At 68.8% G+C, this 13,321-nt stretch carries 9 protein-coding genes and 3 pseudogenes; 10 read left to right on the top strand and 2 right to left on the bottom strand.

What is annotated here, in order from left to right; all coding sequences use genetic code 11:
• Positions 1-37: 37 nt before the first annotated feature.
• A pseudogene (locus IE325_RS43820) lies at positions 38-786 on the bottom strand (CNNM domain-containing protein); the annotation flags it as partial.
• A 392-nt stretch (positions 787-1,178) separates the two neighbouring features.
• Here IE325_RS43820 and IE325_RS43825 point away from each other — a divergent pair.
• The 3 genes from IE325_RS43825 to IE325_RS43835 all read left to right on the top strand — a co-directional run bounded on the left by IE325_RS43825 (position 1,179) and on the right by IE325_RS43835 (position 4,157).
• Entirely contained in the window at positions 1,179-1,535 is a 357-nt protein-coding gene (locus IE325_RS43825; protein WP_190075798.1) for an ArsR/SmtB family transcription factor, read from the top strand.
• Positions 1,532-1,846: a hypothetical protein gene (locus tag IE325_RS43830; RefSeq protein WP_190075799.1), complete on the top strand. Its 315-nt coding sequence runs from the start codon at positions 1,532-1,534 to the stop codon at positions 1,844-1,846. The genes IE325_RS43825 and IE325_RS43830 overlap by 4 nt, the downstream gene beginning before the upstream one ends.
• Positions 1,847-2,039: 193 nt before the next feature.
• Positions 2,040-4,157 carry an MMPL family transporter gene (locus IE325_RS43835; protein ID WP_190075800.1) on the top strand — a complete coding sequence of 706 codons (2,118 nt, stop codon included), beginning with the start codon at positions 2,040-2,042 and terminating at the stop codon, positions 4,155-4,157.
• A 148-nt stretch (positions 4,158-4,305) separates the two neighbouring features.
• On the opposite strand, the gene IE325_RS43840 is transcribed toward IE325_RS43835, so the two are convergent.
• Positions 4,306-4,467 (bottom strand): LuxR C-terminal-related transcriptional regulator, encoded by a 162-nt coding sequence (locus IE325_RS43840; protein ID WP_190075801.1) that lies wholly within the window; start codon positions 4,465-4,467, stop codon positions 4,306-4,308.
• 289 nt (positions 4,468-4,756) lie between these two features.
• Between IE325_RS43840 and IE325_RS43845 the strand changes: the two are divergent.
• The 7 genes and pseudogenes from IE325_RS43845 to IE325_RS43875 all read left to right on the top strand — a co-directional run.
• Positions 4,757-5,444, top strand: a pseudogene (locus tag IE325_RS43845) (pectate lyase-like domain-containing protein); the annotation flags it as partial.
• Between the two features lie 159 nt (positions 5,445-5,603).
• A complete protein-coding gene (locus tag IE325_RS43850) occupies positions 5,604-7,505 on the top strand; it encodes a Na+/H+ antiporter NhaA (RefSeq protein WP_190075802.1) in 1,902 nt (633 codons plus the stop codon).
• Between the two features lie 171 nt (positions 7,506-7,676).
• The gene (locus IE325_RS43855; protein ID WP_190075803.1) at positions 7,677-9,167 is read left to right on the top strand and encodes a glycoside hydrolase family 76 protein; all 1,491 of its coding nucleotides are present in this window, start codon (positions 7,677-7,679) and stop codon (positions 9,165-9,167) included.
• A gap of 280 nt (positions 9,168-9,447) precedes the next feature.
• Positions 9,448-9,879, top strand: coding sequence for a hypothetical protein (locus IE325_RS46530; protein WP_229912503.1), 432 nt, complete (start codon positions 9,448-9,450; stop codon positions 9,877-9,879).
• 119 nt (positions 9,880-9,998) lie between these two features.
• A pseudogene (locus tag IE325_RS43865) lies at positions 9,999-10,856 on the top strand (IS5 family transposase).
• 893 nt (positions 10,857-11,749) lie between these two features.
• Complete coding sequence (locus IE325_RS43870; RefSeq protein WP_268256402.1) at positions 11,750-12,220, top strand: RHS repeat-associated core domain-containing protein; 471 nt, start codon at positions 11,750-11,752, stop codon at positions 12,218-12,220.
• A 707-nt stretch (positions 12,221-12,927) separates the two neighbouring features.
• On the top strand, positions 12,928-13,321 hold a 394-nt coding region (locus IE325_RS43875), incomplete at its 3' end, for a DNA-directed RNA polymerase subunit alpha (protein WP_506005363.1).

Raw genomic sequence — 13,321 nt, forward strand, 5'->3', positions numbered from 1 at the left:
CCCGGAAAGGGATGGCCGCCCGACCGGCCGACGGCGACTACGCCGCCTGCGAGTGCAGGAGGCGAGCCAGCAGGTCGTCGAGGGTGACCATGCCGGTGAGGCGGCCGGCCTCGTCGCGGACGACGGCGAGGGAAGCGCGTCGCTGGCGGAGCTGCTCGATGGCGTGACTGATCGTGTCCTGTCCGGTCAGCTCCGGTACGGGGCGGGCCAGATCGTGGGCGGAGGCGGTACGGCCCCGGCTACGGGCGATGAGGGCGTCCCGGGCGTGGACCGAGCCGATGACACGGTCCCCGTCGCGGACCAGGAGGCGATTGCGGCCGTGCTCGGCCGCGGTGGCCAAGATGGCGTCCAGGTCTGCTTCCACACCCACCGTGGTGATCCGCGCGGCGGGCACCTGAAGGTCCCTGACGGGATTATGAGGCTCGGTGAGCGAGCTGGTGAGCAGCCCGGAGTCCTCCTTGCTGATCAGACCGAGCCGCTCCGACTCCTCGACCAGATGGGTGAGTTCCTCGCGATTGTGGACCGCGGCGAGTTCGTCGCGGGGGGTGACCCGGCACAGCCGTACCAGGGCGTTGCTCACCTTGTTGAGCACCCAGATCAGCGGACGCACCAGCTTGACCACGCCCCGGAAGGGCGGGAGAGCAGCATGGCGGAGCGTTCGGGGTGGGCGATGGCCCAGGACTTGAGGGCCATCTCGCCGACCACCATGTGCAGGAACACGACCACGATCACGGCGAGCGCCCCGAGTACGGCGGCGCCTCCTGCCCCGCCCATCACCGGCAGGCCGGAGGCTACCGCCGCCGCCCGTGGTTGACGGCGGCCCGGCCGTCGGCGGTGATCTCCGCGAGACGGCGCACCTGGACGACGTACTGGCGCAGCAGCCAGATCCGCCCGAGGGCCGCCGTAAGCCAACGCGAGCGCGAACGCGCACCACGACAGCGCCGAGTCCGGCCGCGCCTCCCCCGTTGACGCGAGGCTCGTGTGGCCGTATCTGTGGCTGGCCTCCGTGCCCGCACGGCCCGGGCTTCATCCGCACGCGCCCCTGAGCCGACCCTGAGACTTCCCCCATGCCTCCCCCATCTGTCCCCCATCCACCCCGGATATGTGTCAGGAATCTTTGACAGGTGCCCGCGGGTCCTGTCAGCCTTTTCTGACAGGTACGACGGAAAGGGGCCGCGATGCCCGAGGTCCCGCCTCCGGCACCGACGGGCGACGAGTTGCTGAGGGTGCTCTCCGCTCTCGGCAATCCGCACCGCATGCGGATCGTCGCGGCGCTGCTGGAGAGCCGGAACTACGTCAGCGCGCTGGCTCGCGAGATCGGCATGAGCCGGCCGCTGCTGCACATGCACCTCCAGCGGCTGGAGGCGGCGGGACTGGTCGTCGGCACGCTCGAACTCGCGGAGGACGGCAAGGCGATGAAGTACTTCGATGTCACGCCGTTCTTCTACGAGTTGACACCCGGCGTCATCGCCCGAGCGGCCGCCACGCTCACCGAGGCCGAGAAGACCGAGGCCGAGAAAGAGGAAGCGAAGTGAATGAGGAACAGGTGACGCTCGCCGACAGCGGCGACGTGGTGGGCGCGCTGGTCGGAGCCGTGGGCGCGGCCGGGGTCTTCACCCTGCTGATCGTGATCGTCTGGCAGGCGGCTGCCACCTGGCGGGCCCGGATGCTGGCCGCGCGCGAGCAGCAGTACAAGGACCTCGCGGCCAAGTACGCCGAACTCCTTGAGGACACCGTGGAGTTGCAGCGCCGGATGGTCGACGAACAGCGGCAGACCCTCGACGAGCTGACGCAGACCCGGCTCGCGGTGTCCTCGATGGAGAAGATGATGCGCGAGATCGAATAGACGCCGACGGCGTGCGTACGGCCGGGAGCGGCAACTCCCGGCCGTACCGAGGAAGAACACACCCCGGACACACCCACCCGTACATCACGGCAGGTCGTCACACCTGCAAGCGCCGTGGTGCGGGCCCCGTGCGCCCTGACGTCGGCCATCGAGATGGACCGGCGGCGCGCTCCCTACGTAAAGGAGACTACTCATGCGTGCGCTGCTCCAGCGCGTCGCCCGCGCGCCCGGCGGGCGCCGCGGCAAGTGGCTGGTCCTGGCCGTCTGGCTGATCCTGGCCGTCGCCCTCGGCCCGCTTGCCGGCAAGCTCGGCGACGTCGAGGAATCCGGACCCAACGCCTTCCTGCCGCGCGGCGCCGAGTCCGCGCAGGTCAACACGGAGCTGGAGAAGTTCCGTACGGACACGGTGATGCCTGCCGTCGTCGTCTACACCGGCGACGGCGCGAAGGCTCAGTCGAAGGCCACCGCCGATCGTGACGCCTTCGCTCGGTACGTCCCCGCAGGCCAGGAGGTCTCGCAACCGGTCTCGTCCGAGGACGGCAAGGCCCTGATGACGATCGTCCCGCTGGACAGCGAGGACGACATCACCGACAAGGTCGATGAACTGCGTGACGTGGCCGGCGCCAACGCGCCGCCCGGCGTGGACGTCGAGGTCGGCGGTCCGGCCGGGTCCCTCACCGACTCGGTGGCGGTCTTCGACGGCCTCGACACGACACTGTTGCTGGCCACCGGTCTGGTGGTGGCGGTCCTGCTGCTGCTCACCTACCGCAGCCCGGTCCTGTGGCTGCTGCCGTTGATGTCGGTGGGCTTCGCGGCCGTCCTCACCCAGGTCACCACGTATCTGCTGGCCAAGCACGCCGGACTGCCGGTCGACCCGCAGAGCGCGGGTGTGCTCATGGTCCTCGTCTTCGGCGTCGGCACGGACTACGCCCTTCTCCTCATCGCCCGCTACCGCGAGGAACTGCACCGCCACCAGGACCGCCACGAGGCGATGCGCATCGCGCTGCGCCGATCCGGCCCGGCGATCCTGGCCTCCGCCGCCACTATCGCCGTCGGCCTGTCCTGCCTGGCGTTCGCCGACATCAACTCCTCCCGCTCGCTGGGACTGGTGGGCTCGGTGGGCGTGGTCTGCGGCTTGCTCGCGATGGTCACGGTGCTTCCCGCGCTGCTGGTCATCGCCGGCCGCTGGGTGTTCTGGCCGTTCGTCCCGCACGAGGGCACGCCCGCCCGCAAGCCGCGCACGATCTGGTCCCGTGTCGGGGCCGCCGTCGCCCTGCGCCCCCGCTGGTCGTGGCTGATGTCGGTCGCCGTCACCGGTGTGCTCGCGCTCAGCGCGGTCGGCATCAACATGGGCCTCACTCAGGCGGAGATGTTCCAGGACAAGCCCGAGTCGGTCGTGGCGCAGGAGAGGATCTCGGCACACTACCCGTCGGGCGCCTCCGACCCGGCGGACATCATCACCCGTACCGGCCGGACCGCCGAGGTCAGGGCGGCCGCGTCCGCGGTGGACGGGGTGGCCCGCGTCGAAGACGACACTGACCGCACGCCGGACGGCGAATTCACCTCCCTCACCGTGGTGCTGAAGGACGCACCCGACAGCCAGTCGGCCAAGGACACGATCGACGACCTCCGCGAGGCCGTGCACCCGATGGACGCCCTCGTCGGCGGCACCACCGCCGAAACTCTCGACACTCAGCGAGCGGCCGACCGCGACCTGACGACGGTCGTCCCGATCGTGCTCCTCGTCGTCCTGGCCGTCCTGATCCTCCTGCTACGAGCCCTGGTCGCCCCGCTCCTGCTCCTGGCCACGGTCGTGCTGTCGTACTTCGCGGCCCTCGGCACCTCGAACCTGCTCTTCGAGCACGTCCTGGACTTCGCGGGCATCGACTGGTCGATCCCGCTGATGGGCTTCGTCTTCCTGGTGGCCCTCGGCATCGACTACAACATCTTCCTCATGCACCGGGTGCGGGAAGAGACCGGGCGACTGGGCCACCAGCGCGGCGTCCTGGAGGGTCTGACCAGTACTGGAGGCGTCATCACCTCGGCCGGTGTCGTCCTGGCCGCGACCTTCGCGATCTTCGCGGGCCTGCCCCTGGTGACGATGGCCCAGATGGGCGTCCTCGTCGGCATCGGCGTCCTCCTGGACACCTTCCTCGTCCGTACGGTCCTCGTCCCCGCCCTCGCCCTCGACCTGGGCCGCTGGTTCTGGTGGCCGGGCAGCCTGTTCCGCGTCCTGCCCCGTACCGGACAAGGCGCGCCGGCAGATGTCGCCTCGGCCACCACACGGGACCCGGCCCACGAGGTTGCGTGAGCCGACGTATCAGGCACGTATCTGGCCGGTGGCTCCTCCGCGCGCAGGGTAGGAGGAGCCACTTGCCTGCCGATCACGGCGCACTCGGGGGGCGGCTCGCTCGAACCCCGGAATGCCGTTGCCTGGCTCCCCCCACTCGGCCCCGTGATCATGCAAGGAGGTAGGTGAGGACGGCGAGGACGCGGCGGTGTCCCTCGCCGTCAGTGGGCAGGTCCAGCTTCTGCAGCATGTTGCTGACGTGTTTGTTCACCGCCGCCTCGGTGACGTACAGCTCGCGGGCGATCTCGTTGTCGGTACGGCCCTCGGTCATCAGAGCAAGCACCTCGCGCTCACTCCGCGCTGGACGCTCGGCGCGGCATACCGTACGGCGACGGTGGTGGAGAGTGGCGCTACGACTGCCGCCCCAAGCTCCACCGATCCTTTTCCTGGTCCAACTCGCCTCATTCCTGGGCCTGCTGATGAACCGCTCCGGAACCCCTGCCCAGACCGCCAACGCCTGGCCCGCCCCGTCATCTTCGCGGGCGCCGGCGCCCTCGCCTCCACCGCTGTCGTCACCGCACGGGCCCTCGCTCTGCTTCGGCACCGCCACGGCAGGGGGACTGTCAAAGTTCCTGATCGACGCCGGGTCGGTCAACTCGGACACACTGCTGCGGATCGGCGAGCCGGGCGCGTCCGCCGACCACTCCGCCAACCCCACCACCATGCAGGACGTGTTCGTCCGCATCGGCGGCGCGGCACAGGGGGCTCGCCACCAACTCTGTCGTCGTCAACCGCGACGACGTACTCATCGACCACACCTGGATCTGGCGCGCCGACCACGGCGAGGGCGTCGGCTGGGACACCAACCGGGCCGACTACGGGCTGCGCGTCAACGGCGACGACGTCCTCACCACCGGCCTGTTCGTGGAGCACTTCAACAAGTACGACGTGCTCTGGAGCGGGGAGCGCGGGCGCACGGTCTTCTTCCAGAACGAGAAGGCCTACGACGCCCCGAACGAGGCCGCCATCACCCATGACGGCATCGTCGGATACGCGGCCTACAAGGTCGCCGACACGGTGAACGAGCACGAGGCGTGGGCGCTGGGCAGCTACTGCAACTACACCTCCGACGACACGATCGTCCAGCACCACGGCTTCCGGGTGCCGGTCAAGCCCGGCATCAGGATGCACCGTCTGATGGTGATCTCCCTCGGCGGCAAGGGTCAGTACCGCCACGTCATCACCGACGCGGGAGCCCCCACGTCAGGGACGGACACCGTGCCCTCCAAGGTCACGCAGTTCCCCTGATCCACGTCCGATCCCCTATCGACGGCAGGCCCCGGGAGCGGGTCCATCGCCCCCGCGGCCTGCCGGTGTGTTGCTCTGCTCGGGTGACGCCGCATCGGACGGGCGCCGACCCCCGGCTGAAGTCGGGTCTGCACAGGAGCGGCGGCGATAATTGGCCATGTGAGCGGCCAATACCCCAGCGAGACGAATCAGACGCTGTCCAGCCAGACCCGGGCCCACTGGCGGACCTTCGTGCAGACCGAGACGGGCAGCGCCGCTCTGTTGCTGGCGGCCGTGGCCGCGGCCCTGCTGTGGGCCAACATCGACGCGCACTCCTACGAAGAGGTCTGGGGCGCGCACTTCACCATCGGCTTCGACGCCCACCATCTCTCGCTGGACCTGCACGAGTGGATCAACGCGGGTCTGATGAGCCTGTTCTTCTTCGTGGTCGGCCTGGAGGCGCGTCGCGAGTTCGACATGGGGGAACTGCGGGACCGCCGCTGGGTGCTGCTCAGCGCCGTGGCCGGGCTCGGCAGCATGGTCGTACCCGCGGCGATCTACATCGCGGTCAACGCCGGTCGTGACTCGGTGCACGGGTGGGGCACGGCGATGTCGACCGACACCGCCTTCGCCCTGGGCATTCTGGCCGTGTTCGGCTCACGGCTGCCGGCGTCCCTGCGCGCCTTCATGCTGTCGATCTCCGTCGTCGACGATCTGCTCGCGTTGCTGGTGATCGTCGTCTTCTACAGCGAGGGCATCGACGTTCCGGCGCTGCTGGTGGCGCTGGGCGGGCTGCTGCTGATCGCGGCGCTGCGGTTGGTCGGCCTCCGCAAGGGCGCCTATTGCGCTGTGCTGTCCGTGGTGGTGTGGGTCGCGCTGTACGAGGCCGGGGTCGATCCCGTGGTGACGGGTCTGGCCATCGGCGCCCTGGTCGTCGCCTATCCGGCGCCGCGGGGCGATCTGGAGCGGGCGAGCCATCTGTTCCGGCTCTTCCGCGAGCAGCCCACCGCGGAGTTGCAGCGCTCCGCGGTACAGGGCCTCGCCGCGGCGATCTCGCCCAACGAGCGGCTGGAGCAGAAGTTCCTGCCCTGGGTGAGCTACGGCATCGTGCCACTGTTCGCGCTCGCCAACGCGGGCATCGAGCTGAGCGGCGCCAAGCTGGCGGAGGCGTTCACCTCGCCCATCACCTTGGGCATTCTGTGCGGCTGCGTTGCGGGCAAGGTGATCGGGATCGTGGGTTCCATGGCGGGCGCGCGGGTGTTGACGGGTGGCCGCCTGCGGCCCAATGTGGGCTGGGGTTCGGTCACCGCCGGTGGGGCCATCGCCGGGGCGGCCTTCACCGTGTCGTTGCTGATCGCGTCCCACGCCTTCGAGGGCGAGGAACTGGATCAGGCCCGCATCGGCGTCCTCGCCACCCTGGTCGCCGCGTTCGTGCTCAGCTGGGCGGTCTCCGGCGTCATCAGCCTGCTGCCGGAGGCCCGCCGGGCCCGGGCCCTGCTGGGCACGACCGACACGCTGACCGATCTGGCGGTGGCCGTCGACGTTCGCCATGACCGGATCCGCGGGCCCGAGAAGGCGGCCGTCACGGTGGTGGAGTACGGCGACTTCGAGTGCCCGTACTGCGGGCAGGCCGAGTCGGTCGTACGGGAACTGCTGGGCGCCGACTCCAACGTCCGCTACGTCTGGCGGCATCTTCCCCTGCCGGATGTGCACCCCAACGCGGAACTGGCGGCGGAGGCGGCGGAGGCGGCCGCGCGGCAGGGGAAGTTCTGGGAGATGCACGACCTGCTGCTCGAACGGCAGGACGCCCTCGGTGGCGAGGACCTGCTGCGGTACGCGCGGGAACTCGGTCTGGACGTGGCACGGTTCCGGGACGACCTGGAGCAGCGCCGGGGCGCGCTGCGTGTCGCGGAGGACGTCGATTCCGCGGACCTGAGCGGGGTGTCGGGCACACCCACGTTCTTCATCAACGGCCGGCGCCATCAGGGCGCCTACGACATCGCGGCCCTGACGCGGGCGGTGGAGCAGGCCCGCCAGCGCACGATGGCCGCGCAGCTCGGGTTGTCGGAGCCGGCCGGATGAGCGCGCCCCGATCCCAGCCGGCACGCCCGCACCATTGACGACCCGTCATCCCGTCATTACCTTCCGAGAGCGCTCTCTTTCACTCGCAGCACGTCCCCGGACTGTCGCCTTCGCCGGTGTTCGCAGGCCGCCCTTGGCGAAGCCGGGGCGTTGCCCTGACGGGGAGGCCCCATGGCTCCCGTACGAAGACTCCGCAGACCAACTCCCCCCACCCTCGGACGGCCGGCCGCAGCGCTCGCCCTCGCGCTTCTCGCGAGTGTCGCCCCGCCGTCGGCGTCCGCCGCAGGCACAGCCACGACGGCGGCGGCCATCTGCAACAAGTACTGCGATGCCCGTGACCCCGCCCTGTCCCCCGGCGACCGCGCCCCGGTGACGGCCACCGTCCACGGTCGCTCGATCGGCCTGCACTTCGACGACGCCGACGCGATGGGCTGGGCGGCCATCGCCGACGGCAACCAGGGCGACGAGGTCTGGCTCGACCGCTCCTTCGACGGCGGCCGCACGTGGAGCTCCGGAAGCAAGCTCGGCGACACCACCGTGCCCGCGGGTCAACGGGGCCGGCGCACGCTCATGTACAACGTGGACGACTGGAGCAGCCACGGCGTCGGGGCGCTGCGTGCCTGCGGCAAGGCCGGCGATCGCGCCGAGATCGCCTGCACCGCATGGGCCCGCACCACCTGGAACGCCGGCGACCGACGCACCGCGGCCGCCACCGGGCTGATGACCTTCTACAACAACGCGACCGGCCTCTTCGACACCACCGGCTGGTGGAACTCCGCCAACGCCCTCACCGCGGTCATCGACAACATCCGCGTGTCGGGCATGGGCAGTTACTCGTACGCGATCGGCCGCACCTACGACCTGAACCTCAACGCGCCGGACGGGCGGTTCCGCAACGACTACATCGACGACACCGGATGGTGGGGCCTGGCCTGGGTCGCCGCGTACGACCTGACCGGCGACGCCCGCTACCTCGACACCGCCCGGATCGACGCCGACCACATGGCGGCGTACTGGGACGGCACGTGCGGCGGCGGCGTGTGGTGGAGCACGGCGAGGACGTACAAGAACGCCATCGCCAACTCCCTCTACATCCACCTCAACGCGGCCCTGCACAACCGGATCGGGGGCGACACGACGTATCTGGCGCGGGCCCGTGCAGGGTGGTCCTGGTTCCAGGGCACTGGCATGATCAACGGCTCGAATCTGGTCAACGACGGTATCGACCTGGGCACTTGCCGCAACAACGGCCAGCCGGTGTGGTCGTACAACCAAGGGGTCCTGCTCGGCGCCCTCACCGAGCTGCACCGGGCCACCGGTGACGGCCCGCTGCTCACCCGGGCACGGCAGATCGCCGACGCGGCGACCACGACAGCCTTACTGCACACCGCGGAGGGCATCCTGCGCGACCCGTGCGAGGGCGGTGACTGCGGCGCCGACGGGCCGTCCTTCAAGGGCGCGCACGCGCGTGGCCTGGGCAAGCTCAACGCCGCGCTGCCGGACCACCCCTACACCGCCTATCTGCGCCGCCAGGCGGACCGCGCCCACACCAGCGACCGCAACGCCCTAGACCAGTACGGACTGCGCTGGTCCGGCCCGCTCGACAAGGTGGACGCGGCACGGCAGCACAGCGCGCTCGACCTGCTCAACGCGGCGCCGTAGCAGGCGCGTTCCCACAGCGGGTGCATTCACGACTCGGGAAGGGCCGGTACGCCGTCATGCCCGCACGAAGACTTCGCACCATCTGGACCGGGCTCCTGGTCCTGGCACTCGCCCTGGCCGGAGTGGTCGCCCTGCCCGGCCCGGCACATGCGGCGCCGGCAATCTGCGCGCTGGCGTGCGACACGCTGGACCTGGCCAGGGCGAAGCAGGACACGTTTCCGGTGCCGGACAGGAACATCAAGGTCGGGTCCTGCGACTGCACGTCTCCGACCCCGACAACATGGCCTGGGCGAGCATCGACAACGGTGTGCGCGGTGACTCGGTCTGGCTCGACCGGTCCTGGGACCGCGGCGCCACCTGGGAGCCGCTGCTCGGCAAGGCGAGCATCCCCGCCGCTTGGACCGGCACCCGCACGCTGATGTACAACGTCTCCGATCCGGTCGGTCACCGGCGCGGCTGGATCCGTGCCTGCGGCGACGCCGGCGCGGTCGACTGCACCGACTGGGTGTATCCGCGGGTCTGCGACGGAACGTCCTGCGACGGCGCCGATCCGGCGAGCGCCTCCGGCGACGACACCCCGGTCCCCTCGACCACCCTCTTCGGCCGCACCATCAGCCTGCACGTCGATCAACGCGGCGGCATGGCCTGGGGCGTGATCGAGCGCGGCGGCGCGGGCCGGTTCCCTGTTCGGTTCCTACTCGGACCCCGGTAGCGATGGGCTGAGCGCCTCTGCTCCCGCGGCGCGACTGATCTGTCAGCCGCTCAGACGACACCCGACGACTTGGGCCCACTAGGGCGTGTCTCTTTGATGGGCTGAGCAGTTGATCGGATATGTCTGTCCGGTTGGTGATCAGTGATGCGATGTGGGACCGGATCGAGCCGTTGATGCCGGCCGATCCGGTTCGCGGGCGCCGATGGGCCGACCATCGCCGCACGATCGAGGCCATCGCATGGAAGTACCGCACCTGTTCGCCCTGGCGCGATCTGCCCGAAGAGCTCGGCTCCTTCAAGACCGCGCACAAACGGCTGCTGCGGTGGGCTGTCGACGGGACGTGGGAGAAGATCTTCACCGCCGTCCTGGCAACGGCGGACGCCGCCGACGACATCGGCTGGACCGCCTCGGTGGACTCCACCGTCTGCCGGGCCCACCAGCACGCCGCCGGAGCCCGCAAAGGGTGAGTCAGTCCGCGGTGAGCCCGCCGACCACGCGTTGGGCCGTTCCCGAGGCGGCCTGAGCATCAAGGTCCACTTGGCCAGCGACACCCATGCCCGTCCTCTGGCGATCACGGTCACCGCCGGACAGACAGGTGACGCCCCCTCGTTCACCGCCGTGATGGCCGCGCTCCGCGTTCCTCGCACCGGGCGCGGACGCCCTCGCACCAGACCGGACGTCGTGATCGCGGACCGGGCGTACTCTTCCCGGGCGATCCGGTTCCACTTGCGCGAGCGGCACATCCGGGCGGTCATCCCGCAGCCCGTGGACCAAGCCCGCAACCGGCGCCGACGAGGCTCACGGGGCGGCCGCCACCAGGCTTCGACGCTGATGCCTACAAGCAGAGGAACGCCGTCGAGCGGTGTATCAACCGTCTCAAGCAGTGGCGCGGCCTGGCCATGCGTACCGACAAACTCGCCATCGCCTACCAGGCCGCGCTCCACCTCGCGGCCATTCTCATCTGGGCCCGTAGATGACCAAGGAGACAGAACCTAGCCCGGTTGCTCACGACTGTCCTCAACTTCGCTGACCGCAGCAGTCCTGGCATAGCGTCCGCGGCTTGCGGAGTGGGAGGGGCAATTGCCATAGGTGCAGGCACGGCGGCCGCGAATTATGCTGCGTTAAATGCGGGACCAAAGAACTCGAACACCTCCTCCTTTGCGATCAATACCGCGACCGGTGCGGGGCTCGGCTACCTTGGGGGTACTAGCGCTGCCGGTCAGTCGATAGCCAGTAGAATGCCCTTCTCTCGAATGGATCGAATCCTGAATCGCATTGAGAAGTTGATCCAACGGATGATGGATGGTCAATGACAAGATTGCGGCGAGAAGTACTCAAAAGTATCATTCCGCCGGCGATTCTTACGGTGATCGTCGCTGTGGCCTCAAAGGCGATAGGGGGATGGGTCCAAGTCGTTGGCCCACCGGTGATCGTGATAGGAGCCGGGATGGTCTGGGGGAGAGTGTTGAGGGCGAAGCTGAAGCGCGAGACCGGTGAAGAAGGACAGCATGAGTGAGTAGCGGCGCAGGGCGCACCCGCTGGAAGCTCCTTGCTGGCATGGTCGTAGTCGTAGAGGTTTTCATTGCCTGCCCGTGGCTCCGGAACCCTTCAATATTGTCATCCCTGCCATCGTCGCGGTGGGGCTTGGCATTGCGGTCGGAACATTCCGATTGCGGCGATGAAGCAGGCTGGCCAGCTCCGTAAGGCGTGCCAATTCTTCGGGGTGGGGAGGAGCATCTCTCCTCACCTCGAACTGACAGGGAGTAACAACGACGGCATCGGAATAGGATTTCGAGAAACCGAATGACTTGCAGGCCATCTTGCTTGGCGACTCCCTTCCGGTGAGCTGTGCTCCGAGGAGACCGAGGCCATCCCCGGAACGCGCGGGTTCGTGGGCGGCACCGCCGACCCCACGGGACTGGTCCACCTCGGAGCCCGCGAATATGACCCCACCCTCGGGCGGTTCCTCTCCGTCGACCCGGTCATCGACATCAATGCTCCGGCCCAGATGAACGCCTACTCCTATGCCCACAACAACCCGGTCACCAAGTCCGACCCCTCGGGCCTGTGTCCGGCCGACCTGTGCGGCATCGGCTACCCCATCGGCGGCACCGGCACCGGCACCAGCAAGAAGAACCCCGTCCGCTATATCCAGGACGGCCCGGTTGACCCCGGCGGCCTCAACACCTCCACCTGCCACCGCGGTTGCTGCTGCGACGGCATGCCCTCCCACCATTCGAGCGCCTTCACAGGGGACGATGGCCGGACGCTCACCCGGTTCATCGTGGAAGCTGCGGCCGGTGAGCGGATCCCGTTCCAGCCGGGCGGCCACCACGGTTGACTCCCCGCACAACAGTGGCAGCAGTACCTTGAGGCGAACGGGCCTGCCCTCGACGACAAGGAGCGCCAGCCATCCGTACGACAGAGGGCCAGCGCGACCGGGGCATCTGACCAGCAGAACCTCCGCCCTCAGCGTCGACTGCTCTCAGAGCCCCGTCGATACCTGCCACCTCAGAAGAGCCTGACCCGCCCAACAGGTCGCCTGACACCCCATCAGAACGAGCGTCAAGATATCGCTTGTAACGCCCACACGGCACATAACGCGCACACACAAAACCGCAGGTCAAGAGCCCTTAGCGGCAGGTTCAAGGATCGCAACGCACTCAACCTGGTGGGTCATCGGAAGACGTCAGCAGTGGGGCGTTCCGACATAACCACAGGTCAGAGGCCCTTTTCGGCCATGGCGAAGGGTCCTTTGGGCGCTCAGGGCGTCAAACGGGCGTCACGGCCGAGGCACATGCCGGCCTCCGTTGCTGAGACCCATCAGCCGCCACCACCAGGACCATGCGTCCAGTGCCGTCCACCCTCTGCATCGACCAGGACGGACAAGCCGGCCGTGGGGACTGTGGACGAAGGGAGAATCGGGCACTCCTCGCCGGGCTGGAGTCGGCGGTTCGGTCTCTTAAAGGTCGTATCGCCGGTATCCCCGTACCCTCGTATGTCTACGGCGTCACATAGCGGGCGCCAAACCACTGGAGGCAACACCTCGTGCTGATCGCTCAGCGTCCGTCCCTGACCGAAGAGGTCGTCGACGAGTTCCGCTCCCGGTTCGTGATCGAGCCGCTGGAGCCGGGCTTCGGTTACACCCTCGGCAACTCTCTTCGCCGCACCCTGCTGTCCTCCATCCCCGGCGCTGCCGTCACCAGCATCCGCGTCGACGGTGTCCTGCACGAGTTCACCACCGTGCCGGGCGTCAAGGAGGACGTCACCGACCTGATCCTCAACATCAAGCAGCTGGTCGTGTCGTCCGAGCACGATGAGCCTGTCGTGATGTACCTGCGCAAGCAGGGCCCGGGTCTGGTCACCGCCGCCGACATCGCGCCCCCGGCCGGTGTCGAGGTGCACAACCCCGACCTCGTCCTCGCCACGCTCAACGGCAAGG

It is taken from the genome of Streptomyces lanatus, from assembly GCF_014655715.1.
Classification (GTDB): domain Bacteria; phylum Actinomycetota; class Actinomycetes; order Streptomycetales; family Streptomycetaceae; genus Streptomyces; species Streptomyces lanatus.

Coding starts and splice junctions, on each gene's coding strand:
- IE325_RS43840 (WP_190075801.1), bottom strand. CDS start 4,467: ATGACCGAGGGCCGTACCGACAACGAGATCGCCCGCGAGCTGTACGTC.
- IE325_RS43855 (WP_190075803.1), top strand. CDS start 7,677: ATGGCTCCCGTACGAAGACTCCGCAGACCAACTCCCCCCACCCTCGGA.
- IE325_RS43835 (WP_190075800.1), top strand. CDS start 2,040: ATGCGTGCGCTGCTCCAGCGCGTCGCCCGCGCGCCCGGCGGGCGCCGC.
- IE325_RS43825 (WP_190075798.1), top strand. CDS start 1,179: ATGCCCGAGGTCCCGCCTCCGGCACCGACGGGCGACGAGTTGCTGAGG.
- IE325_RS46530 (WP_229912503.1), top strand. CDS start 9,448: ATGGCCTGGGCGAGCATCGACAACGGTGTGCGCGGTGACTCGGTCTGG.